The sequence below is a fragment of the Psychrobacter sp. AOP7-A1-24 genome (assembly GCF_052376235.1).
Taxonomy (GTDB): domain Bacteria; phylum Pseudomonadota; class Gammaproteobacteria; order Pseudomonadales; family Moraxellaceae; genus Psychrobacter.
The window spans coordinates 87,830-113,638 of the sequence record NZ_JBQSVM010000004.1 but is presented as its reverse complement, the minus strand read 5'-3'; the positions used below and the strand labels follow the sequence as shown (position 1 = coordinate 113,638).

Below are 25,809 nucleotides of genomic sequence, written 5' to 3'. Positions count from 1 at the left end.
TAACTTTTTACCCATACTCATATTAAGCCTCCCCAACCGTCAAGATGGTACCATCCATACCATATTCTGGAACGGGTAAATTAAGTGGTGCAGGGACGCCACTATATACGCGACCTGCTAAGTCATATTTTGACCCATGACACGGACAGAAAAATCCGCCGTACCAATCATTACCACCTAAATCTACCGCGCCCACATCAGGACGATAGTTTGGTGCACAGCCCAAATGTGTGCAAACGCCTTCGACAACCAATACGGTTGGATCTAAAGAGCGAGTAGGATTTTTGCAGTATTCAGGTTGTAGAGAGGCGTCAGATGCAGGATCAGATAATAGAGGTTTGACTGACTCTAGTCCTGCAACCATGTCTTCGGTGCGCTTAACTACGTAGATAGGTTTACCACGGTATTTGACAACAATCATCTGTCCATCTTCGATAGAACCAATGTCTTGGGTCACTGCAGCCCCTGCAGCCTCAGCTTTAGCGCTTGGATACCAAGAACGGACAAAAGGTGTCGCCACGGCAGCTACCCCAGCTGCACCAATCGCGGCAGTTGAGGCAATAAGAACTCTACGGCGTTGTACATTAACGCCTTCGGCTTGGCTCATTAATACTTCCTCCAGGTGAATGAAATGGGATTATCCCACACTGGGTTTGTGGCTTAGAAAATATACAATATCAAGCCACTTTAGCTGTGCCTAATTTTGCTAATTGTTACTATTCTAAGCTATTTCGGTGATAAAATAAATTATTGCGTTAAAAATCAAGCAACCTTAATAGGACATATTAGAAGGTTGAATGTGACAATTAAACCAAAACAGTTGGATTATCAACGTTTAACGCTAACTTTGCTTTAATAAGGATTATGATGTAATGACCTTATAAATAATAAGGGTTTTCAGCAATAGCGAATGATACTTGAAATTAAGGTAATGTTCACTAACTTTCACCATCTAACTACTTTGTAAGTTGCTGTAAAACGAATATCACCACTCTATATAATAAAGTGGTGACATCTTCACGATAACTAACGATGTTTTTAAAATAGAAGAGACTTGCTTATTGAGATTCGCAATACAAAGCATATATACGACATTCCGATAAACGCAGCTGAGTGTTATCCATATTAGCCCTCAAGCTCGCTCCAACGTTCAAGCTTATGCATCATCTCATCTTCTATAGTTAATAGACGTTCACTAGCAGCTGTTGCAGCGTCAAATTCAGTATTGAACCAAGAGCCATCAGCGAGCTTTTCTTGTAGTTGAGCTTGTTCAGCTTCGAGCGCGGCGATTTCTTTCGGCAGGTTGTCCAGTTCGCGCTGATCATTATAATTTAGTTTTTTGGCTGTCTTATTTGGTTTCGTAGCTGTGCCAGACTTGTTAGCCGCTTTGCTATTGGTTGCATTGTTAGCAGTTGATTTGGCAGCACGAGCGGTTTCTTCACGGTTCTTTTGTACGAGGTACTCTTGATAACCACCTACATACTCACTGACCACTCCTTTGCCATCTTCATCTTCGCCAAACACCCACGTAGAGGTAACGACGTTGTCCATGAATGAGCGATCATGACTGATCAACAAAATCGTACCACCAAAGCTGGCTACCGACTCTTCCAGTAACTCGAGCGTCGCCATATCTAAATCGTTAGTTGGCTCATCGAGTACCAGAATGTTAGCAGGTTTCAATAGTTGCTTAGCAAGTAGCACACGGTTGCGTTCACCACCTGATAATGCTTTAACTGGCGTACGTGCACGCTCTGGCGCAAACAAAAAGTCTTGTAGGTAGCTCATAATGTGCGTCTTGCGACCACCCACTTCGACGAAGTCAGAACCTTCTGAAACGTTTTGTGCAACGCTTGCTTCAAGATCTAACTGATCACGTAATTGATCGAAAAAGGCGATTTTTAAATTAGTACCTAATTCGACACTACCAGACTTAGTAACTTCGTCGTCAGACATGTCGAGTAGGGCTTTAATAAGCGTGGTTTTACCAGCACCATTAGGGCCGACAATACCAATCTTGTCGCCACGCATGATAGTGGTCGTAAAATCATCTACCAGTACGTTGCCGTCGTACTCAAGATGTAAATTTTTGACTTTGCAGACAAGCTTACCGCTCTTCTCGCCTTGACCCATCGTGATGTTTACATTGCCCACTTGCTCACGGCGTTCACTACGCTCTTCACGTAAGGCTTTTAGTTCACGGACACGGCCTTCGTTACGGGTACGACGTGCTTTGATACCTTGGCGAATCCACACTTCTTCTTGTGCCAATTTTTTATCAAAGTTAGCATTGTTCTTTTCTTCAGCTTGCAACTGTAGTTCTTTTAGTTCTTGATAACGTGCGTAGCCACCTTCGCCTTGTGTCACGTCATAGCTGGTCAACTGTCCACGGTCAAGCTCAATAATGCGAGTCGAAAGTTTATTCACAAATGCTCTATCATGCGTCACAAACAACAAGGTTAGACCTTGCCAATCGAGCAAAAAGCGTTCTAGCCATTCGATACTTTCAACATCCAAATGGTTGGTTGGCTCATCTAGTAGTAGCACATCAGGCTTGGTAACAAGCGCACGAGCAAGTAGTACACGGCGTTTACGACCACCAGATAGTGATGACAAGTCATCTTCTGGATTAAGGCCCATGGTGGTAATCAGACGCATGGCATCACGTTCTAAATCCCAGCCATGTACTGCATCAATATCATGCTGTAGGGTCGCCATATGCTCACAGGCATCCATATCACCATTAGCGCACAAATCGACTTGCTTATTATAGTTAATGAGCAAATCAGCCGTGCGACGACTGCCGCCCATAACGATGTCTAGTATGCGTCCACTGGTCTCAGGAACGTCTTGTTCTAGCATTGCTACACGCATGCTACTGTTGGTAATAATCTCACCACTGTCAGGCTGTAGTGAGCCATTGATCAGTTTAAATAAAGTGGATTTACCTTCGCCGTTACGGCCAATCAAGCATACACGCTCGCCTGTATTGATAGAAAAATCAATACCATCAAGAACAGGCGCGACGCCAAAGGCTAAGTGGATGTCTTTTAAATGAATCAGTGCCATAGAGTATCTTAAGCTTATATAATAGTGAAGTAGGGGTTGTTGCAAAATTGCCTGCAGTATAACATGCCACCGCGTCACTGTAGTGCGAGTAAATAGCTTTATCAGTACTATTTATTGCTTTTGCTAACTGCTGCTATATAGTGACTATGATCGTAGGTTTACTGCTACTCTATAGTACTCTTCAAACCCCCTAATAATCTGTCCTTTCAATTTAATACCTACTATATTTAGAGAGAAATATGAGCCAATCTACAGCCAAAGACGATACTTCTATAGTGCAAGATAATCTTCAAGCACAAGTGATTGATCTGCAAATGAGCCTAGCGCATCTCGAAGTAACTGTCGAACGTCTGGATGACGTAATTACGCGACAAGACAAAGATATTCATACGCTACAACGTCAGCTACAGCTGATTTATAAACAGATCGAAGGTCAGGATACAGAAGACGGTATTGCACCATTTGACGTCATGGCAGACAGACCACCACATTATTAATAAATGGGAAATAAGAAGAAAAGCCTCTGATAACAAGAGTTATATATGTGTTTATATATAGACACTGTCTGATGACTAGATGGTCATAACATAGAAATAATGTGTTTTTGTAGTTGTTTTAGTGTTAAAAAATCTTTACTATCTCCCACCTCGGATACTGATTACCAGTTAAAACTAGGTAGAACAGTAAAACAATGCGGATGTTTGGAGATATAAAATGCGCCATACCTTTCATTTAAAAACTCTTGCAATAGCTATTGCTACTCTTTCTGTTGCTAGCGTCGCTAGTGCTGCTGGCCTTGATCGCTCAGGCCAAGATATCACCGCATTCCTACAAGACGGCACCTATGCAGAAGCTGTCTACACTTATATCGATGCTGACGTTACTGGTAAAGATACCTCAGGTAATAAAATTGATGACATCGCAGAGTCTTATGACTTTTTCCGTTATGGTGTAAAAACAGATATCAACGATACATTTAGTGTTGGTATCTTATATGATGAGCCTTTCGGTGCTGCTGCTGATTATAGCGGTGATAATAATTTTGTAGATGCAAATGGTGAAGGTACTAATGTAGAAGTACGTACTGAAAGCATTACAGGTATCCTAGGTGCTAAATTTGGTGAAAATAAAAACTTTCAAGTATATGGTGGTCCAGTAGCCCAGCGCGTTAAAGCTGATGTAAAGCTGCGCGGTACAGCTTATAGTGCTGCTAACGGTTATACTGCTCATATCAGTGCTGATCAAGAATATGGTTATATCGCTGGTCTTTCATACAGCAAGCCTGAAATCGCATTGAAAGCTGCATTAACTTACCGCTCAGAAATCGAGCATAATGCACAATCAGCAGAAACCTATCCTGTTGTTGGCTCTGGTCTTATCCCAGAGCCAGTTGTAACGGCATTGGGTCTTACAACAACTAGAGGTGAAAGCATAGAAATTACTACTCCTGAATCAATAAACTTCGATTTCCAGACGGGTATTAATCCTACAACACTAGCTACTGCCAAAGTACGTTGGGTTCCATGGAGTGATTTTGCAATTACTCCATCGCTATATAATGATGTTAGTAAGGTTTCGACTCGAGATGATGACGGACTAGCGTTAGTTAGTTATGATGATGATCAATGGCAAGTAGAGTTAGGTCTTGCCAAACGATTAGCACCAGCACTGGCAGTAAGCGGTACGGTTGGTTGGGATAGTGGTGCTGGTAACCCTGTTACCTCGCTTGGACCTACTGAAGGCTATTATAGCGCAGGCTTAGGTGCTAAATATAATGTTACTGAAAACTGGGCGATATCAGCTGGTGGTAAGTACTTGTGGCTTGGTGATGCCAAAGGCCAGATACCGACTAAGGCGATCGTTAGTGATTTCGAGAGTAATGATGGATATGTACTTGGTGTAAAAGTTTCTTATCAAGCTCAGTAATCTATATCTTAGTTATATAGCAAAATGTCTAAATGTTACTGTTAAAAAAGCGATCCTTAGAAGGGTCGCTTTTTTTATAGACGGTTTTATGGTTGCCATCATAATTAGTCAGTTTTACCTTAAAAATACCTTGTAGATATATATCTTTTTAGAAAAACCATATTTAAAACTATAAGTAAACGACATTATTTGGTTTATATCTTATTTGTACTGTTCAGTCATAATTGGGAAATAAAGCACTTTGATTGTTGTCTTAGTGTCAAAAAGGCATTAGTATTCAACTTAGGACACAACTTTGAGACACTCAATGTTAAGCACAGCAATGCTGTATATTGATTATCAAAGTAGTAATACAACAAGGACCGTTGGAGATATACAATGCGCACGACCTTTCACTTGAAAACTCTTGCAGTAGCAATCGCTACTCTTTCTGTCGCTAGCATGACTAATGCTGCTGGTCTTGATCGTTCGGGCCAAGATGTCACTGCTTTCTTCCAAGATGGCACCTATGCTGAAGCTGTCTATACTTATATTGATGCTGATGTAAGCGGTTATGATAGTGCTAATACTAACCCCTCTCAAAATGACTATGTACGTGGTGATAGTACAGGTGATATTGCTGAGTCTTATGATTTCTTCCGCTATGGCGTAAAAGCAGACATTAACGATACTTTTAGTATTGGCCTACTATATGATGAGCCTTTTGGTGCAGCTGCTGAATATACTCAAAGTAACTTCGTATCACAAGGAGATGTTGACGCCTCTATCGCTTCTATTACCAATGGTGCAGCGCCAAACCTTGCAGCAGCACAGGCTGGAATTGGTGCACTTGCTCCAGGAGAAACAGCTGGTGTTTTGACTCCAGAGCAGCAGGCTCAGTTAGATGGCTTGCGTGGAGCAGTGGCAGTAGCACAAGCTGAAGCAAGTACCGCGGGTGAAAATACTAATGTCGAAGTGCGTAGCCAAAGCTTAACTGGGATTCTGGGTATGAAGTTTGGTGCCAATAAAAACTTCCAAGTTTATGGTGGTCCAGTCGCCCAGCGCACCCAATCTGAAACCAAGTTACGCGGTTTAGCTTATGGACCTGCTAGCGGTTACACGTCAAACAGTAATCCTGATATGGACTATGGTTATATAGCAGGTATTGCTTATAGTAAGCCTGAAATTGCATTAAAAGCGGCTCTGACTTATCGTTCTGAAATCGATCATGATATACAAATATCTGAGTCTTATCCGTTGGTAGCTATCAGAGCTACAGCAGCAGGTGCTACTCCAGAACAAGCCGCTGCAGCAGCAAATAGAAATAGCAAATATGAAATCACGACGCCTGAATCGATTAATTTTGATTTTCAAACAGGTATTAACTCTACAACTTTAGCAACAGCAAAAGTACGCTGGGTACCGTGGAGTGATTTTATTATTACACCGCCACTTTATAATGACACTAGTAAAATCAGCTATGGCCCTGATGGACTGAACTTGGTGGAATATAAAGATGACCAATGGATGGTGGAGCTTGGTTTAGCAAAACGTGTGGCACCAGCATTGGCTATTAGTGGTACAGTTGGTTGGGATAGTGGGGCTGGTGATCCAACAACGTCACTCGGACCTGTTGAGGGCTATTACAGTGTCGGTCTTGGGGCCAAGTACAATTTCACTGAAAACTGGGCTGTATCAGCCGGTGGTAAATACCTATGGTTCGGCGATGCAAAAGGTCAATTGCCTAGCGATAAAATCGTAGGTGACTTCGAGGACAACGATGGCTATATCGCTGGTGTGAAGTTGTCTTATCAAGGAAAATAGTTTCCTGATATAACTGTTGATCAAAAAAAGCGGCCTACTGTAGGTCGCTTTTTTGTGGACTGTACTATTGTGATTGTTATATAAGGTTTTAAATACAGCTGGTTAGTTGGTCACAGACAGTTGGAGAAACGAATGCTGTTACAACAATAGAGTTTGGCTTCATAGCTACTATCCATGTATTGATGCTAGCTTTATATCTATAAAAGATACTTTTAGTTGCTCAATGAGTTTCACTATAGTCGTCTTAATGAGTCACCAACAACATAATGCTGCTAATGCTTTAGCAAGGTATACGTCTAGCGCTGTGACAGCTAGATTATTAGTCAAGCAAGAACATGTACCTGTATAATACTTCAACGCACTGCTTCACTTATCGCGACTGCTTAGCTTGTAGTTGAAAGTTATTGATAAGCGAAGTCAAAAAAACCTCGCCAATAATGACGAGGTTTTTTTATAACAATGAGCTTAAGACATTACATTAACTTATTTATTTAAGTTTAGTTCCATCTCTTTGTACTTAGCAGAAACTGAAGGTCTTGGGCCACCAGTCATAATACTAACCACAAAGATAGCTATAGTGCTTAAGATAAAGCCTGGAACGATAGCATACAACCAGCTATTAAGCGCCATACCGTCGACTTCGAAAGGACCATAGATCCATAAGATAACAGTCAATGCACCGATAACCATACCAGCTACTGCACCGTTACGGTTCATACCGCGCCACGTCAGACTAAAGATAACCAACGGACCAAACGCAGCACCAAATCCTGCCCAAGCGTTAGATACTAGGTTCAATACAGAGCTATCTGGATTAGACGCTAGCATAATAGCAACGATAGCAACGACGATAACTGAAATACGGCCTACCAATACTTGACGAGCTTCTGGAGCTTCTTTATCAAAGAATAATTTATAGACATCTTTGGTTAGAGAGCTTGATACAACCAATAGCTGCGATGAGATAGTACTCATAATTGCCGCTAAAATAGCTGCTAATAGGAAGCCTGAAACCAATGGATGGAATAAGAACTGAGTGAATACTAGGAAGATAGTTTCAGGATCGTCTAACGTCATGGCTGTTTTTTGTACGTAAGCACGACCAGCAAAACCAGTCATTAGTGAACCAATAAGGCTCACAACCATCCAGCTCATACCGATGTTACGTGCAGTCGGTACATCTCTTACTGAGCGAATCGCCATAAAACGTACGATAATATGCGGTTGACCAAAGTAGCCTAAGCCCCATGCCATCAACGATACAATACCAATGAGACTCATACCGCTAGTTACATTTAATAGGCTTGGATCAATGTTTCTCACGGCTTCTGAAGTAGCTGAGATACCACCAAGATCAGTAAAGGCAACCACAGGTACGATTACCATGGCAAACAGCATGATGACGCCCTGCACAAAATCTGTCATTGAAACCGCTAAGAAACCACCGAATAGCGTATAAGCAACAACCACACCAGCAGTAACCCATAGGCCAGTGCTATAAGATAGGTTTAGCGAGCTTTCGAAGAGTTTACCACCACCGACGAGACTTGCAGCGGTGTAGACGGTAAAGAATAGAATGATGACTAATGCTGAGATGACGCGTAGCATATGCGACTTATCTTCAAAGCGGTTTGCGAAATAATCGGGTAGAGTAATAGCGTTGTCAGCCACTTCGGTATAAACACGAAGGCGAGGTGCTACGATGAGATAGTTTAATAATGCACCTAATGTTAAACCAAGCGCAATCCAAATACTGACCACACCATCGGCAAACATATAACCAGGTAAGCCAAGTAGCAACCAACCTGACATATCTGATGCACCTGCAGAAAGTGCTGTTACTGCTGGGCCTAAGTTACGACCCCCTAACATGTAGCCTTCGGTATCATTGGCTTGCTTAAAATAAGCGTAAATACCAATCCCAATCATCACTAAGAAATAGGCGCCGAGTGATATCAGCACACCACTAGAAACTCCGTTCATATAAATTGTCCTTAACCAACATGGTTGGCGGTAATTATTTTTTAACTCTAAAGTTTTGTCCTATAAGGCGACGTTCAAAACAATATCTAAAGACAAAAAAAGCCATTAGTTGAGACATAATGGCTTTTTTCAATAACTTCTGTAGTTTTATATGACTGATGTCGTTCTATGGCTAGCACTCATATAGAGATAGAGAACAATGGGAACTTGCGTTCCGCTTATCTGTTATTATTGCTCGCATCTGCTATTTATATATGAGTATTAGCAACTTGTATAATCAATCAGTCGAAACCATTAAATCTACTGCTAACCATCATATCTTACTAGAAGTGTTCAATATATGACTATCAGTGTCCTTCTGGTAAAGTTTTGTTATAAAAGCAACGCCACGCGTATTATAACGCATGACGGATACAAATGCGAACAAGTCCAATTTATATATAATTGTATTAAGTGGTTCTTACTCAAGAGGAGCCAGTAAATCTAGCAGCGCTGTGACACTACTAGACTGTGTGAGCTTCGGATTAATGACCACACCTAGATAACGCTGTAACTCAATATTGTCTGCCATATCAATACGTTCTAAATCTTGGCTAACCATCGTTTGGGGTAGTACTGACCAACCGAGACCGACAGACACGAGCATACGAATAGACTCAAGAGGATTGGTACTCATCGTGGCATAAGGCTTCAGATTGTGCTTGGCAAATTCAGCCAAGGTAATTTGACTGGTAAAGGTGTTAGCGGACGGCAAAATAGCAGGATAGCGTGCCAACTGCTCCAAGGTGACATTAGACTTAGTTGCTAAAGGTGATAAAGTGCCAGTCATAAAATAAAGAGGATCTGACCATAGCGTATGATAGGTCAAACGCTTATCATAAACAGGTGGTAGCGTGACAAAGGCCAATGACAAATCACCGTCCAACACGGCTTTGTGTGCTGCTTCTGAATCAACAAAATGCACTTCTAGCTGAACAGCTGGATAAGTTTGAATAAAGTGTTTAAGGACAGGTGCCAAATGATGTAGGCCAATATGATGACTAGTACCAATGACTAATTTACCAGAGACAATGTGTTGAGAGTGCTGCAAGTTAATTTTAAAATTCTCATAGTCTTCTAGCCAGCGTTTGGCATGAGGTAGCATTTCACTAGCCGCTTGGGTTGGTACAATTCCTCGTCCTACCGTATCAAACAAGGTAATGTTAAACTCGTCTTCTAAGTTTTTGATACGTTTACTGACAGCAGGCTGAGTAATAAATAGCTTTTCTGCAGCGCCTGAGATACTGCCAGTGTGCATAACGGTAACGAATGTCGTCAAGTTTGTGGTATTCAAACGGATGTCCTTAGCTACTCTATGAGCTATAAATAAAAGTTGGCTGATCTAATCACAACGTATTAGAAATAAAAGTTTGCGTCTGGTTAAAAATCATCAATTATTATTATAGGATTTGCCTGCTATAATCACAAGACATCGAGGCATATTGTGACATATTTATTCTAAAAAATTGGATATTCGACATTTAAAACGTATCTCAAACACTAGTTTTAGTCATATGTCGGGTTTTACGAAGAAATAATATTTAAACCTCAGATGCGAGAGCAATTAATATAGATAAACAAAGTATTTACGTAGAACCTTCTTGGCAATGTGCAAGTAAGTAAAAAATTAAGTAATTAGTAACCTATAAAGGATAGCAACATGGCTGGTCAAACGTTATATGACAAACTTTGGAACGCTCACGAAGTCACTAAGCGTGACGATGGTTCGAGCCTGATTTATATCGACCGCCACCTGTTGCATGAAGTGACGAGCCCACAAGCATTTGAAGGATTGGAGCTGGCCAATAGAGCGCCATGGCGTTTATCAGCTAACATCGCCAGTCCAGATCATAATGTGCCAACCGTCACTAAAGAGCGCTTAGAAGGTGTGCCTGGGATTAAAGATAAAGTGTCACGCTTGCAGGTTGTCACATTGGATGATAACTGTACCAAGTTTGATATTGCTGAATTTACTATCAATGACGCGCGCCAAGGAATTTTGCACGTAGTCGGCCCTGAGCAAGGTTTGGTCTTGCCAGGCATGACGGTTGTTTGCGGTGACTCGCATACCGCAACTCACGGAGCGCTTGGTTGTTTGGCTCATGGCATTGGAACCTCTGAAGTTGAGCATGTATTGGCAACACAGTGCTTGATTCAAAAGAAATCAAAAAACATGCAGATCCGTGTTACTGGTCAACTTGGTGCTGGCGTCACTTCAAAAGATGTGGTGTTAGCCATTATTGCAAAGATCGGTACAGCAGGCGGAACAGGACACGCGATTGAGTTTGCAGGTCAAGTATTTGAAGACATGAGTATGGAAGGTCGTATGACCGTCTGTAACATGGCGATTGAAGCAGGCGCGCGTGTCGGTATGGTTGCGGTCGATGACACGACGATTGATTATGTCAAAGGTCGTCCATATGCGCCAAGCGAAGCACAATGGGAACAAGCGGAAGCTTACTGGCGTACATTGCGCTCAGATGATGACGCAGTGTTTGATACTGTAGTAGAAATAGACGGTAGTCAGATTGCACCGCAAGTATCTTGGGGCACGTCACCTGAGATGGTCGTAGATATCACACAATCTGTACCGACACCGAACCAAGCTATTGATGAAGCCCAAGAAGAAGGCTGGTTACGTGCTTATACTTATATGGGGTTAGAAGCCGGTCAGAAAATTACGGATATCCAACTGGATCGCGTATTTATCGGTTCATGTACTAACTCACGTATCGAAGACTTACGTGACGCGGCAGCGGTCATCAAAGGTCGTAAAGTTGCTAATAATGTAAAAGAAGCGATCGTTGTTGCAGGTTCAGGACAGGTGAAGTTGCAAGCAGAGGCTGAAGGTTTGGATACGCTGTTTACTGAAGCTGGCTTTGAATGGCGCGAGCCGGGTTGTTCAATGTGTCTTGCGATGAATGCGGACAAACTTGAGCCGCAAGAGCACTGTGCCTCAACATCTAACCGTAATTTTGAAGGTCGTCAGGGTAATGGTGGTCGTACGCATTTGGTAAGCCCAGCAATGGCAGCCGCAGCAGCGCTGGCAGGTCATTTTGTGGATGTTCGTACGTTTTAAGACTGATAGTGAGTAGTTGACACCATACTTATATGAGCAGTAAATATATAACAATGGTGTCACATATGGTAAAAACTTATTTATTGTCTACTAAGCTCATCAGTATTATCAGCCAGCAAAAATATAATTGATAGGAAATTTTATGCAAGCTTATAACACCCAAACAGGTATTGTTTGCCCACTTGACCGTGCAAACGTTGATACCGATCAGATTATCGCAAAACAGTTTTTGAAGTCTATCAAACGTACAGGTTTTGGCGTGAATCTATTTGATGATTGGCGCTATCTTGACGAAGGTTATCCTGGTCAGGACAACAGCACACGAGTCATCAATCCAGACTTCGTGTTGAATAAGTCTCGTTATCAAGGCGCTACCATCTTGCTAGCGCGCAGAAACTTTGGTTGCGGCTCTAGTCGTGAGCATGCACCTTGGGCGTTATCAGAGTATGGATTCCGTACGGTAATTGCTCCAAGTTTTGCAGATATCTTCTACAATAATTGCTTTAAAAATGGCATGTTGCCGATCGTATTGGATGAAGCGATTGTAGATACGTTAATGAAGGCGACTTTTGATAACGAAGGCTATGAGTTGACCGCAGACCTTGAGCGTCAAGTCGTTATCACACCAACTGGTGAAGAGTATGCTTTTGAAGTAGACGCTTTTCGTAAGCACTGTTTGTTAAATGGACTTGATGACATTGGTCTAACTTTGCAGCAAAGTGATGCTATTAAAGATTATGAACAAGAAATGATGCAAAAAACACCTTGGATATTTAATGACGTACGAGCGTAGTGAATAACGTCCTAACCTACTACTCATAAAACTGTGATGTAGTCGCAATGTAGCGTTGAGTTATGGCGGTGAACTGTCTAAAATGAAAGTTAGTTTTTCACTACATTTTATTATCTCTCTTGAATAGTAGCCGCCATTATGAATACAAAAAATTATGCTCTATGGACAAGCACAATTGTTGCTGTAAGCTTATTACTGTCAGGCTGTCAGCTGTTGACGGGCTATCAAAAAATAGACGAGGCAGAGAGTGCCGAAGCGTGGGTTGGTAAAATTAAACCTATTGCTGGTGAAGTAAATATTGCGTGTGTGGGTACATATCATTGTGAAATTGTGCAGATAGATAAAACACTCATTATGGCGCCTAATAGTCATGAGCCAATCAATCCCCAGATTATCACGGCTCTACCACGCCAAGAAGGTACAGCAAAAACACCAATGGATATGGATATGACACCACTCGTCAATAAGAATGCCATAAAAATTGTACCGTTAGCAGCTTCAAGTATGCCGGGCTTGACCAATTATTATGCACGGGTTAAGCCTGCGAAACGTGAAGTGCATGTTAATTTTTATCCAGAAAACAACATGGGTTACGTTGAGCGTTTTGCGATGATTCATGATTTTACGGAAGCTGGTACTTATCAGTTACGTGCTTATCAAAAAAAGAATAGTGAAAAATCAGGTAGTTTGTTGGACACAGCATCACCTGAACCTTTATGTGTTGAGCTATTGCAGGATACCAAAGTACAGCGCCGATTCTGTAAGAAGCTAGATGCTGAACATCAAGGTGAGTTTGTAGAAACTGGTATGGCTAAAGCAGCAATATCAGTACCCAAAGCCAAAAGAGCTACAGTATAAAATATGAGCATGAAATGCTCAAAAATATAACCAACGAATAAAAATATTTCCAAAAGGATTAGTATGGCAACGATTTTAACATTAGCGGGTGATGGTATCGGCCCTGAAATTATGGCTCAAGCCATTGACGTGCTCAATGCTGTTAATGATAAGTTTTCACTTGATTTAACGCTTGAGTCTGCATTGATTGGTGGTGTGGCTATTGATGCAACTGGTGAGCCTTTACCAGATGAAACACTAGCCCGTGCCCGTGCCGCAGATGCCGTATTGCTAGGCGCAGTCGGTGGTCCTAAGTGGGATGCGATTGAGCGTAGTAAACGCCCTGAACGCGGTTTGCTGAAGATTCGCGGTGAACTTGGTTTGTTTGCCAACCTACGCGTAGCCAAGCTTTATCCACAGTTGGCCAATGCTTCAAGTATCAAACCTGAAATTATCTCTGGTCTGGACCTACTGATTGTTCGCGAGCTGACAGGGGGTATCTATTTCGGTGAGCCTCGTGGTATCCGTACACTAGAAAATGGTGAGCAGCAGGGCTATAACACAATGGTGTATAGCACAAGTGAGATTCAGCGTATTGGTAAGGTGGCCTTTGAGCTAGCAAAAACGCGCGCCGACGCAGCAGGTACCGCAGCTAAAGTGTGTTCAGTTGATAAAGCCAATGTATTAGAAGTCACCGAACTGTGGAAACAGACGATTATCGAAATGCAACAAGCTAACTATAGCGATGTGGGGCTATCACACATGTACGCTGACAATGCTTGTATGCAATTGATTAAAGATCCTAAGCAATTCGATGTCATGGTCACAGGTAATATGTTTGGTGATATCTTATCTGATGAAGCCGCGATGTTGACAGGATCTATCGGTATGTTGCCATCAGCGAGCCTCGACGAGTCAGGTAAAGGTATGTACGAGCCATGCCATGGTTCAGCGCCAGACATCGCAGGACAAGACAAAGCCAATCCATTAGCGACTATCTTGTCTGTTGCGATGATGCTGCGTTATACCTTCAAACAAGAAGAGGCTGCACAAGCGATCGAACAGGCGGTTAGTGATGTGCTCGATGATGGTTTACGTACGCTTGATATTTTAGATGTCAGTGAAGCTGGACTCAAACAAGTAGGCTGCAAAGAAATGGGTCAAGCGGTCTTAGCTAAATTATCGTAAGTTCACCAGTACCATATAAATTTCATTGTCAGTCTTTTCTATATTCTCTAAACCCATAAGTTATTAAGTAGCTTATGGGTTTTTTATATTTTAGGCAGAGAGTCATGTCTGACTGTAAACAAACCAGTATGTTTAAGTGCTTTATTAACAAATGATTAATAAGAATAGTCAGTTATTAACATAAAGCTGTTAGGGATTGGTGGTGTTGCTATGGCAGTATATTGCTACAGCAAGTTTTCCGATACTTTTTCGGTGCGATATTTTTTTGATAGATAGTAATTGTTTAGGAGTTTTTATGTCTCAACTACTAAAAGTTGGTGGCGTTGTTGCTGCGATAGGAACAGCATCACTATTATCAGTAGGTTGCAGCAGTGCCAACACTACTGAAAACAGCGTACAAACGACTGAAGATAAGTCGGCTGGTAATAGCTCGATAGATAACGGTATGGATACCACTATAGAGGCTACTACGACAGATAGCAATATGAATGTGGGTGCAGAAGCTGATGTGAGCGCTATGAGTACGCAGAATAGCGACAGTACCAATACTGAGAAAACAGACAGTACGATGATGGACAGCAATGATATAAGTCCAGTCACTAATGGTGTCAGTCAGCAAATAACAGGTGATAGCAACACTGCCAAATCGTTGAATAAACTACTGCCCAAAATTAAATACAGCACAACAGAGCTGTCGGAAACTGCCAAAAAAGTAAATGACGCCACATGGAAAGTCGATAGCAAAATAGATCGAAATGTCGGTACTAAAATACAAGCGTTACTAAACTGGAATCATAGTGGTGTTGGTGCAATAGATGGCTACTGGGGAAAAAATACGCGCAAAGCCATGCAAGCGTTTCAAAAGGCGCAGGGCCTACCAGTAACAGAATCGCTGGACGAAAAAACGTGGCAAGCGTTAACCAAAAACAGCACACTTACCTCACAACCGGTATTGGTTAGCTATCAGTTAACCGATGCTGACGTGAGCGTCAAGACAACTCAGATTCCGGCTGGCGCAGAAGCCAAAGCTGAGTTAGAGGGGATGTATTATGAAAGCGTCTTAGAATCTTTGGGCGAAAAATTTCATATCAGTCGTGATTATCTAAAATCACTCAATCCCAATGCCAACTTTGAAAGTGGTGAAACTATTACCGTTTACAACCCAGGTAATCCTAACACTACGCCAGTAAGCCGCGTAACTGCTGACAAAGCCACTGAAACACTCTATGCGTATGATGAAAACAACAACTTGATTGCTAGCTATCCGACGACAGTAGGCAGCACAGAAACACCTTCACCAACGGGTACGCATCAGGTTAAAGTTAAAATTCATGAACCCAATTATACCTATACGGGTGACAATGGTGAAAAATCTATCATACCGCCAGGCCCCAATAATCCAGTTGGTTCAGTATGGATTGGGCTAAGCAAGCCTTCATATGGAATTCATGGTTCACCAGATCCTGAGCGTATTAGCCGTCAGGCATCGGCAGGCTGTGTTCGCCTCACCAATTGGGATGCATTGGCGCTGTTGGGTATTATTGAGAATGATGCTACCGTTGAGTTCACTTAATTCATAATCTAATTAATTCATAAAGCGCAGACAAAAAAATACCGCTGACATTGAGCGGTATTTTTGGGTAAAAATAAACAGCGAATACTAAATAACTAAAACTGTGACAGACAATAATGAGTAGGTTAGTATTTTCATTATTATTATCAGTTAAACCACCCAAGCGTCTATATCAGCTATCAGCGATAACGTAGCTATCCAGTTATTGGTTGTCTATTTTACCAGTGTGAATACTTTCATAATCATATTGATTAGTAAGTATTTAGTTCTTACCACGGTAGGTGATACGGCCTTTAGATAAGTCATAAGGCGTCATTTCAACTTTAACCTTATCACCTGTCAAGATACGAATATAATGCTTACGCATCTTACCAGAGATATGCGCAATGATTTCGTGCCCGTTTTCTAAACGAACTTTGAACAAAGTATTAGGAAGGGTATCAATGACTTCGCCTTCAAATTCAATAATATCGTCTTTTGCCATAATTTGTATCAATCAATTAAAAAATAAGCCCATATTATACGTAAGTTAGTGGCTTAAAGCAATACGCACCTGCTTTTGACTTGACAGTATGTAAGTGATATGTATGCTAAATTATATTAATTTATTCAGGCAAATTTAACCAAACAGGTGTTAGTAGTGCATCTGGTAAAAGGCTTTGAAAACGTTCAGGATAATAAGCATTGATAAAATACAGCCCATCACCTGAAGCGGTGGGCGGTGCAATCGTTCGATCCTTTTTATGCAAAATATTTAAAAAATCTGTTGGTTCTAGCTCATGCCTACCAATAGCATACAATGTACCCATCAAATTACGCACCATATGATGCAAAAATCCATCTGCTTGTATATCAAAAACGATAAACTGACCATGAGCAAAAAGGTTTGCATGGCTAATCGTACGTACTGGCTGATTGGATTGACAGGCAGCAGCACGGTAACTACTAAAATCGTGTGTGCCTACAATATCGGCCGCTGCTTGCTGCATGGCTTCTAAGTCAAGCGGTTCATAAATATGCGTTATTTGATGATTTAGTATTGCGGGGCGCTGTGCTTGGTTGAGCGTAATATAACGATAGCGACGAGCAATAGCACCAAAGCGCGCATGAAAATCAGCTGGCATGGGTTGTATCCAGCGTAGAGCAATATCATCGGGGAGCAAGCTGTTCACACCGCGTAACCAGTTATGAGTAGGGCGATACGCATGAGTCGTAAAATGGGCAATCATATTGCTAGCATGTACGCTTGCATCAGTACGCCCAGCTGCGATGACTTCTACTGGCTCATTGGCGACTTTGCCAATAGCTGTCTCTAACGCTTCTTGTACGCCCAAAACTTCTCGTTGCCGTTGCCAGCCATGATAATGGGTACCCAAGAACTCAATAGCAATCGCTAAAGTGTAGGTTGGTTCAGTTTCGATAGTTTCAATTTCAGACATTAGGGTTTCTAAACTTATAAAATTGGAATGAATTAAAAGTCGCTTAACGTTTCTTGATGCTGGTGCCAGTTTGGTTAATATTATTTAACCAACGCTGTTTGCGTCTTGCAGGACTATCATAGCGAAGTAGTAACCATAGTAATCGAGCATAAATAGCAGGTATGGTTAAACGACCACCAGCAATGACATGATGATCATATTGCCAACTGCCTGCCGCATAGCTGTCGCTGACGCCGCCGAACGGACATTGACTGGCTGATATCACCATGTGCCCACGCTCATGAGCAAGGGTCAGTGTCTCTGCTAATGCAGCTGAGTAAGGAATGTTGCCGGCGCCAAATCCCAATAGAATAATGCCACATGGTGGCTGCGACAATAAAGCTTGTAGCTGATTGTCTATGATAGAAACATCGTTAGGTAAGCAATATAGTGCATGGATACTTGCGTTTTCAGCACGTGTTTTAATACTGGGTAGCAAGTCTTGTTGGTCGTCAAGCCAATGTTGCCTACGAGTATCAGGTAAATTTTTTATATAACTATTGGCTGGATAAGCGGCGCGAGAATGACCAGTAAATGCCATCAGGTCATGACTGTGAATCTTTTGCACCGTTTGAGCAGGCCATGATTCGCCGCCGAAACTAATCTTTACGCCTGACTCACCAGCAGCCGCTAGTTTTAATGAGTCGTTGAGGTTGCCCCAAGCATCACTATGTTCATCGATGTTGTAGGAATGCAATATCTCACTGTCTAATAACGGACGCATACTTGCGGTCAGAACAATACAAATATCACTACCTGCAAAAGCCTCTGCTAAAAATGCGCCTAAATAACTCAGCGTATCTGTGCCAGTGATGAGTACAAAACGTCTATCACCTTTTGCATAAGCATTGAGTAGTAGTTGATAGAAATGCGTAAAATCGCTAGGAGTAAGTTGACTACTATCTTTAATCAGGGTGTTTTTTAACCATGAGACTGTCGATAAGTTATTCTTACTGTCTTGTGTAGCAAAAAGCTTTTGTAGAGTAGGCAGAAACACTTCTGCTGATAATGGCGCTAAAGGTCTGCCGTAGCTACCAAAAGTGCCGCCAGCATAAATCAGTTGAATAGGATCGGATAGATTCTTGAGCATAACAGAAGATGGCATAGTATCAACACAGTAAACAAGTATGGAAGAAAAGAAGTGCTGGAGAGTTTGAGCAACGATGGCTAAAGAGTTTAATAATAGATAGTATTGGAGTTAAATGCAAAAAAAATCAGCAAGCACCTCGTGATTAGGAAGTACTTGCTGATGAAAGACTAGGCTATTGACTATGCAGTACGATCAAGCAATATCTGTGCTTTCTGTTTCTGTTCGTCATTACCTTGAGCTATCACTTCATTGAGTAAGCGTTTTGCACTGTCGTATTCACCCAGTTGTAGATATTGATCTGCTAGGTTTAACGTTACTTGATTACTGTCTAACGACTTCACAAAATCAAAATCTGCTGCGAAACGCGATGAGAAATCTTCTGCTGACTCAGTCTCTTGAGGTATAACAGGAGCGTCACTCTCAACTGGTGCTGCTATAGGAACTGGGGTATCAGTCGACGGGGTGTCAAATAAAGAGTCAATGTCATCAATATTAAAATCGTCATCTATCAGTGTATTATCATCAAATCTCAGTGATGCAGCAGGTGCGATATTTGATTCTTCAACATCAGAAACCTTTATCTCATCATGAAGTAATGGTTCCTCAAGGTTGATATCTGCAAAGCTGTCTTCTTCAAGAGTGATGTTCTCAGAAGCATTGTTCTCAAAATCAGTGTTTTCAAGAATGAAACTATCGAAATCATTATCGTTTTCAGTCGTAGATAGGTCATCATTGGAGACAGTATCGATGTCATCTGATGTATCTAGGCTGTCTAAAGATAAGGCAAAGTCATCTTCATTGCTTTGAATAGTATCAATAGAATGTTCTTCCGAGTTGAAAGATACGTCATTAGTTGTGAGGTTTTCTTTGTCTGCATCGGCTGCTAAATCATCGAAGTCCAAGACAAAATCTTCTTCTAGTATTGTTTCCTGGCTACTATCACTATGCGAAGAATTATTATCTACTGAAGCTTCAGTCGAAGTGTTGTCGTCAAATGAACCAAAGTCAAATTCAAAGTCACTAAGATCGTCATCTTCGCTATTGTTAATATTATCGTTAACAGAGGCTTCTAAAATGTCGTTGTTTACGTCGTCTAATGGTGTGACAGAAGTCTCACTTGTCGCACTAGGTGTATCGAAACCATTCTCTAAATCGCTGAGGGTCAGATCAAAGTTGTCCTCCTCAGTATCAAGGCCAGTTCCAGATGAGATGACCGAGCTTTCGATAGGTGCATTCATGACATTATCGTTAGTGTTTTCAATAACTGAATGACTAGACATTGTATCAGTATCAATGTTACTCGTCGGCAAATCAAAGTCTATACTTTCAAAGTTAGTCGTATCTTCTGCTGGTAGTTCTTGAGCCTGTGGGGCTACTGGATTTGGCTCTTCCAAATATAAGCTTTTTAGCTCATTGGCACGAACAATAGTGCTCTCATCACTATGTACTTTTATAGTTTCATAAACATTATTGAAATCTTTTGGCTGATTTATCGTAGCGTATACGCTGAGTAGTTTAAGAGACAATGCACTGTCGTGAGGTTTCTCACTTAAACCACGTTTAATGGTTTCGATCGCCTTGTCGTAGCGCTGTTGATCCATAAAACGCTGAGCAATAGTGATATGGTCAAATTTATGGCTATTGCTGACACTAGTATGGGCAGGAGTACCATAATCTACTTTTGGCGATAGAGTAGACGCATCTTCTCTTGAATTAATAGGTGGTGGTGATTTCTGTGCCTTATTTTTACGCAAAAACAAAGCCGCCACTAATAAGATAAGCGCCAATCCGGCAATGATATATAGCATATTGTCCATAGTTATTCCTACGCCTGTGATCACAATCTAATGTATGAGTCAGTTAGGCAATTATTGATTGCGTAATTTCTCGAGACGAGCTTGTAGCTCAGCTAATTTTTGGTTTTGTAGTTGAATTTTCTTAGTATAGCTACTAAGAGTGCTACTCGTACTTGATAAACGTTGGGCCTGTGATGCTGTCTGCTGTCGAGATGCTTTGAGGGTTTCCAATATATCTGTATTCAAACCATTTCCTGTGTTTGATGCCGACTTTGCTTGAGTGCCATCTGCATTCCCATTTCGCCCAGGCGCAAGTACAGAAAACTGTGCTTTTGATAAGGTCTGTGTTTTAGTCGTTGTGGATTTTTTGGGGCGCTTAGCCGCTTGCGTACTTATAGAAGGTTTTTTAAAAGCTCTCTGAGCTGTTTTTTGCATTGCGGCTGTATTTGCTCTGCGAATATATTGTCTTTGCGCATCGATAGCCGCTTCTAATTTTTTCTGCGATGGTATGACATCATAGCTGGGTAAAATAAGCTTAGCGTCTGCTTTCAATTGATCCGCGTCTTTATTGATAAAAGCGTCAGGATTTTGCGATTGAATCTGTTTCATCACAACTGAAGTATCTAAGTCGTTTTCTTGCGCAATCTGTTGAGCAATAATCCATAGACTATCGTTACGTTGTACTTGGTATTGATTGACTGTTGAGTTGTCTATTGTTACGTCATTTGAAGGCGTATTGTTTGTAGCGCTATTAGTATTTTTTAAAGCTGCATTATTAGAAGTTGCATTATTAATAGAAGCTTCTATGACGCTAGGATTACTGTTCTCAGTACTACTTGCTATAACACTAGTAGTCGGATCAGGTGTGGACAATGCGTCAACGTCTGTTTTTTTACGACTTGGCTGTATTTGTCGTGTGACCTGAATATTTAGAGTGTCGAGTGGTTTATCAATCAATACTTTATCTAAAATTGGAATGTTTTTGTTACTTATTTTAGTACTATCATTGGCAATAGCTTTTGTAGTTGCAGTGCTATTATTTGCACTCAAAGCACTGCTATCTAAACGATTCGATGAACTAAAGCTGTTGTCAGTCTTCTTTACATTACTGCTGGTGTTCTTGATATCAGAGCTGTTATTCAAGCGACCGTTATCAAGCCGACTAGGTGCGTAAGTAAGATTGCTAGTCTGCGAAGTCGCTGTTACTGTTGGTGCTTGTATGTCAGATGCTGGTCTAGAAACAGAAGGATTAACTGCTGCTATGTTTGCTAGAGCTAGCTGATTTTCAACAGTGTTGGATACTGATATTAGTGGCGGCGGCGCACCTTTTCTTACGGTCAACGGTTTGGCTGTGCTTGCAGAAACACTAGGAAGATTGAGTTTTTGAGTAGCTTTGACAATATTCTTTGGAGTTGTATTAATCGGTAGGCTATCGTTTAACGGCATTAATAATGTCTTTGGTACGACATTTTGCTGCCCACTATCATTGATCGATAAGACCAAATCAGCGAAAGGATTGGATACAGGCTTTGATGTGCTAATTAACACCTTGCCACTGGTCGCTGAAGTTGCTTGAAAACGTACCTTCATTGAGTCGGTCGGAGTCAAGCCCATCTGTTGATATATGACTGGATTGGCCAAGCTCGCTGAAAAATCAGACGCTTGTATATCAGTAATCGCGATACTTGCATTCAACGGTTCATGTTGAGCTGAGCTAACGACTGTATTACCGATAGTTGCAGCCTGCGCACTTGGAATAATAGCGGCTAAACCTACAGAATAAAGTAATGCCATCGATACCGCGCGATGTACAGGAGTCAAGCGACGAGATAAATGACAAGACATGAGCAGTCCTTTAGGATTTTAGTTATCTTTGCTGTTATAGCAAAGTATGGTTTAGTTTACCAGTTTATTTCACAACTGTTGCGTCCAGTGCATAAGTGTTTATTTAATGTTTAACTCATTTTCTTATCAAGTAGCATGGCATCCCCGTAACTAAAAAAACGATACTCTTTTTCAATGGCATGTTGATAGGCGTATTCAATTGACGCTTTGCCAGAAAAAGCTGATACTAACATCAGCAAGGTCGATTTGGGTAAATGAAAGTTTGTTAGCAAACGATCAATAACACCGAATTTAAACCCTGGATAAATGAAGATGTCCGTGTCCCCTGACCAGCTAGAAAGTGCTTGTCCATTGATAGCTGTTTTTTGATAAGCCGTTTCAAGAACACGAGTCACCGTAGTACCAATAGCAATAACTTTGTTACCATTCGCATGCGTCTGATTAATCAGTTCGGCAGTTGCTTGTGGTAGATGTGCATACTCACTGTGCATAGTATGATTAAGCAAGTTATCTGTCTTAACTGGCGCAAAGGTACCAGCGCCAACATGTAATGTCACAAAAGCAGTATTGATGCCCTTTTCTGACAGCTTATTAAGCACCAAGTCGTCAAAGTGCAAACTTGCTGTTGGGGCAGCAACACTTGCAAGCTTGGCTGGGTCATGGAATACAGTCTGATAACGGGTATTATCAGTGTCATCAGCATGACGTTCAAAGTAAGGTGGAATAGGTAGCTCGCCATAAAGTTCTAAATCAGGCAAGATTGATGTGTCAAATGCTAAAACAAACAAATTATCCTGACGACCAATCATCACACCACTCATATGGCTATCAGCCAGTTGAAAGCGCTGTCCGAGTTTCAGTGCTTTGCTGGCTTTTACATGGCAAAGTGCAATATGTTCTTGATTAACTGACTCATTATTTGAATCTTTTAAATGCAATGTTGCTATATCTAAGTCTGAGACACTAACCAAGCGCTCAATCAAGACCTCAAGTTTACCGCCGGTATCTTTTTGACCAAATAAACGTGCCTTCATCACCTTTGTATCATTAAAGACAATCAGGTCTCCAGCGTCTAATAATTCAGGTAGCTCAGAAAACAAACAGTCCTTTACAGAGGTAGCATTTAGGTCAGGTAAATACAAAAGTTTTGAAGCAGATCGCTGTGCCAGTGGATATCGCGCAATCAAGCGGTCTGGTAGGTCATAGTCATAATCTTCCACGCTCAGATAGTCTAAGGCATCGCTGTTCTCATTGTTATTAATCGGGGCGTTAGAGTCGGAAGATGCAGTGTGAGAGTTGGTCATAGTTAGTCTTTAAATGAATAGAAATTTTGGCATAATTGTAGCAGAAATGCTGCTATAAAAGCTTTCTTTACTAAGTAGTCATCGTGCACAAAATATATTTAATTTATATAAATAGCCTAAGCATAAATTATACGTTCTAACTACTTCAACAGTAATTTGCTTTTGATTTATTCAAATAAATTCAATTGAGGCAATGACTGGGCTGCAGATGCTAATGAAGAGAATGTGACGCCGACTAACCGAATAGGGATCTGGCGTGGAATACCTAAGAATAGCTTATCTAACCAGTAATGTGCAGATTCAGCGCTACTAAAAGGGGTAGTTAGCGTATGCGTACGAGTAATTTGAGTAAAGTCAGCGTACTTAACCTTGAGTGTTATAGTATGAGCAATCAGATTTTTTTTGTGTAACTGTTGAAAGGCATCCGCATTCTGTTCATAGATTTGGATGCGTAGCGCCGTATCATCATCTAGGTTTTCTCTAAAAGTTGTCTCCGAACCAACAGATTTATGCAGACGCTCAGATTGGACAGCGCGTTCATCCCGACCATGAGCGATATCATGATAAAACTGTCCACGCTTGCCAAACTCTTGTACCAGTACATCAGCTGATGTACGTCGCAAATCAGCACCATTGGTTATACCCATGGTATGCAATCGTTTTGCTGTTGCTTTACCGATACCATGAAATCGTTCAATAGGTAACGTGCTGATAAAAGCATCAGCATCTTTGGGTGTAATAATAGCGGTGCCATTGGGTTTGTTGATGTCAGAAGCAATCTTGGCTAACATCTTGTTGAAGGAGACACCAGCAGAAGCGGTCAGTCCTGTATGTTGTAATATTTGTGCTCTTAACCAATTGGCCATCAATGTCGCTGAGCCTTTATGTACACTGATTCCAGTAACATCAAGATAAGCTTCATCTAATGATAATGGCTCAACATGAGGCGTTAAGCGATACATGAGATTTCGAATATCTCTACTAACAGCTCGATATACTTCAAAACGTGGTCTGACAAATATGACATTTGGGCAGCGTTTGCGTGCCTCATAGCAAGACATTGCTGAGCGTACCCCAAACTGACGAACCTCATAGCTAGCCGCTGCTACAAACCCCGACTTTCACAAAGCCACCTGACAAATCTTATTATTCATAATTTATAGTGTAGGCCTTATCAATCCTAGCTTAGATGAAATATCGCTATAGCATATTCAAGTTTTGGCTGATAATAAGTATTTCTATAAATGCGATTTGCAAACCCGCAATATTATAGGTAATCACATCTAACTATTTTAAAATATAGATATGAATTTCGTTTGCAAAAGCTTACTATCTCATAACCACCTTGCCAGCCGCACCATTCATGCGATAGTTTTAAATGTCCCCAGTGATAACCAGATTAATGACTTTTTCTATTTCATCAAAGGGAACTTTGAACCACTCTATCACCTTATATAGGTTGTCGCTCGTCTCCAAGTTTTTTGGCGAGCTCATCATTCATCCAGTCAAGATCAGTAATAATTAGCTGGTAGCTGTTTTCATATTTATATTGAGCAGTAGCTAAAGAGCGAATAAGCATATTGGACTAAATACCGTTAGCAAATATTAAGCGTAGTCGCTGCTGGTTACGCTCATTTTCGCGCTGCTCCGCATGATAGATATCCGCCACATAATAAAGCATACTGTAATTACTGTAAGGGTTTTTGTTTTTTGCAATGTGTGCTGGGCCCAGTATAAACCACATATTAATCTTAAATTATTGATTTAGAATAATTTATTTAAATATATTTTTTATTATACCAACAAAAAATATTAGGATAGTGCTTAGATAAATTACTAATAAACGGTGAGCTTTACTTGAGAACTTATTGTCATATTTTGTTAAAATAGAGCTGCTTTAAACAGGGCTAACCTTATTTAGATTAGCATACATACATATTGAAGGAGTCTATAAGACATAGCTTAGAGTAAAATCACACTGTAGATAAGTAATTAGCCTGTTTTAT

19 protein-coding genes and 1 pseudogene are annotated in these 25,809 nt (G+C 41.1%); 8 read left to right on the top strand and 12 right to left on the bottom strand.

Translation table 11 applies throughout. The annotated features are described in order from the left end of the window. Positions 1-22 precede the first annotated feature (22 nt). On the bottom strand, positions 23-607 hold the full coding sequence (petA, locus tag ACT3QQ_RS02880) for a ubiquinol-cytochrome c reductase iron-sulfur subunit (RefSeq protein WP_444526831.1): 585 nt from the start codon (positions 605-607) through the stop codon (positions 23-25). 518 nt (positions 608-1,125) lie between these two features. Next, entirely contained in the window at positions 1,126-3,069 is a 1,944-nt protein-coding gene (locus ACT3QQ_RS02875) for an ATP-binding cassette domain-containing protein (RefSeq protein ID WP_444521896.1), read from the bottom strand. A gap of 239 nt (positions 3,070-3,308) precedes the next feature. On the opposite strand from ACT3QQ_RS02875, the gene ACT3QQ_RS02870 reads away from it, so the two are divergent. The 3 genes from ACT3QQ_RS02870 to ACT3QQ_RS02860 all read left to right on the top strand — a co-directional run bounded on the left by ACT3QQ_RS02870 (position 3,309) and on the right by ACT3QQ_RS02860 (position 6,798). Continuing rightward, the gene (locus ACT3QQ_RS02870; RefSeq protein WP_444526830.1) at positions 3,309-3,566 is read left to right on the top strand and encodes a SlyX family protein; all 258 of its coding nucleotides are present in this window, start codon (positions 3,309-3,311) and stop codon (positions 3,564-3,566) included. Positions 3,567-3,783: 217 nt separating this feature from the next. Beyond that, positions 3,784-4,995, top strand: coding sequence for an OmpP1/FadL family transporter (locus ACT3QQ_RS02865; protein WP_444526829.1), 1,212 nt, complete (start codon positions 3,784-3,786; stop codon positions 4,993-4,995). Positions 4,996-5,373: 378 nt separating this feature from the next. After that, the gene (locus tag ACT3QQ_RS02860; protein WP_444526828.1) at positions 5,374-6,798 is read left to right on the top strand and encodes an outer membrane protein transport protein; all 1,425 of its coding nucleotides are present in this window, start codon (positions 5,374-5,376) and stop codon (positions 6,796-6,798) included. Positions 6,799-7,281: 483 nt separating this feature from the next. Here the strand turns inward: ACT3QQ_RS02860 and putP are convergent, their stop codons facing one another. Together putP and ACT3QQ_RS02850 are read right to left on the bottom strand one after the other, a co-directional pair. Next, positions 7,282-8,781: a sodium/proline symporter PutP gene (gene putP / locus ACT3QQ_RS02855; RefSeq protein ID WP_444526827.1), complete on the bottom strand. Its 1,500-nt coding sequence runs from the start codon at positions 8,779-8,781 to the stop codon at positions 7,282-7,284. Positions 8,782-9,241: 460 nt separating this feature from the next. After that, entirely contained in the window at positions 9,242-10,114 is an 873-nt protein-coding gene (locus tag ACT3QQ_RS02850) for a LysR family transcriptional regulator (RefSeq protein ID WP_444521900.1), read from the bottom strand. A 366-nt stretch (positions 10,115-10,480) separates the two neighbouring features. Here ACT3QQ_RS02850 and leuC point away from each other — a divergent pair, with 366 nt between their 5' ends. The 5 genes from leuC to ACT3QQ_RS02825 all read left to right on the top strand — a co-directional run bounded on the left by leuC (position 10,481) and on the right by ACT3QQ_RS02825 (position 16,290). Continuing rightward, positions 10,481-11,899 (top strand): 3-isopropylmalate dehydratase large subunit, encoded by a 1,419-nt coding sequence (gene leuC, locus ACT3QQ_RS02845; protein WP_444526826.1) that lies wholly within the window; start codon positions 10,481-10,483, stop codon positions 11,897-11,899. 142 nt (positions 11,900-12,041) lie between these two features. Beyond that, positions 12,042-12,692, top strand: a complete 651-nt coding sequence (gene leuD, locus ACT3QQ_RS02840; RefSeq protein ID WP_444526825.1) for a 3-isopropylmalate dehydratase small subunit — start codon at positions 12,042-12,044, stop codon at positions 12,690-12,692. 138 nt (positions 12,693-12,830) lie between these two features. Next, positions 12,831-13,550, top strand: coding sequence for a hypothetical protein (locus ACT3QQ_RS02835; protein WP_444526824.1), 720 nt, complete (start codon positions 12,831-12,833; stop codon positions 13,548-13,550). 63 nt (positions 13,551-13,613) lie between these two features. Beyond that, positions 13,614-14,717: a 3-isopropylmalate dehydrogenase gene (leuB, locus tag ACT3QQ_RS02830; protein ID WP_444526823.1), complete on the top strand. Its 1,104-nt coding sequence runs from the start codon at positions 13,614-13,616 to the stop codon at positions 14,715-14,717. A 295-nt stretch (positions 14,718-15,012) separates the two neighbouring features. Beyond that, positions 15,013-16,290, top strand: a complete 1,278-nt coding sequence (locus ACT3QQ_RS02825; RefSeq protein ID WP_444526822.1) for a L,D-transpeptidase family protein — start codon at positions 15,013-15,015, stop codon at positions 16,288-16,290. Between the two features lie 262 nt (positions 16,291-16,552). On the opposite strand, the gene infA is transcribed toward ACT3QQ_RS02825, so the two are convergent. The 8 genes and pseudogenes from infA to ACT3QQ_RS02785 form a co-directional block, all read right to left on the bottom strand. After that, positions 16,553-16,774, bottom strand: a complete 222-nt coding sequence (gene infA, locus ACT3QQ_RS02820) for a translation initiation factor IF-1 (protein ID WP_021814850.1) — start codon at positions 16,772-16,774, stop codon at positions 16,553-16,555. A 121-nt stretch (positions 16,775-16,895) separates the two neighbouring features. Beyond that, positions 16,896-17,729 (bottom strand): tRNA pseudouridine(38-40) synthase TruA, encoded by an 834-nt coding sequence (truA, locus tag ACT3QQ_RS02815; protein ID WP_444526821.1) that lies wholly within the window; start codon positions 17,727-17,729, stop codon positions 16,896-16,898. Between the two features lie 43 nt (positions 17,730-17,772). Further along, complete coding sequence (locus tag ACT3QQ_RS02810) at positions 17,773-18,873, bottom strand: asparaginase (RefSeq protein ID WP_444526820.1); 1,101 nt, start codon at positions 18,871-18,873, stop codon at positions 17,773-17,775. 164 nt (positions 18,874-19,037) lie between these two features. Then, complete coding sequence (locus tag ACT3QQ_RS02805; RefSeq protein WP_444526819.1) at positions 19,038-20,675, bottom strand: FimV/HubP family polar landmark protein; 1,638 nt, start codon at positions 20,673-20,675, stop codon at positions 19,038-19,040. A 51-nt stretch (positions 20,676-20,726) separates the two neighbouring features. Further along, positions 20,727-22,499, bottom strand: a complete 1,773-nt coding sequence (locus ACT3QQ_RS02800; protein ID WP_444526818.1) for a FimV/HubP-related protein — start codon at positions 22,497-22,499, stop codon at positions 20,727-20,729. Between the two features lie 110 nt (positions 22,500-22,609). Next, positions 22,610-23,803, bottom strand: a complete 1,194-nt coding sequence (gene queA / locus ACT3QQ_RS02795; protein WP_444526817.1) for a tRNA preQ1(34) S-adenosylmethionine ribosyltransferase-isomerase QueA — start codon at positions 23,801-23,803, stop codon at positions 22,610-22,612. 167 nt (positions 23,804-23,970) lie between these two features. After that, positions 23,971-24,906, bottom strand: a pseudogene (gene dinB / locus ACT3QQ_RS02790) (DNA polymerase IV); the annotation flags it as partial. Between the two features lie 482 nt (positions 24,907-25,388). Beyond that, positions 25,389-25,547: a hypothetical protein gene (locus ACT3QQ_RS02785; protein WP_192520107.1), complete on the bottom strand. Its 159-nt coding sequence runs from the start codon at positions 25,545-25,547 to the stop codon at positions 25,389-25,391. Between the last annotated feature and the right edge of the window lie 262 nt (positions 25,548-25,809).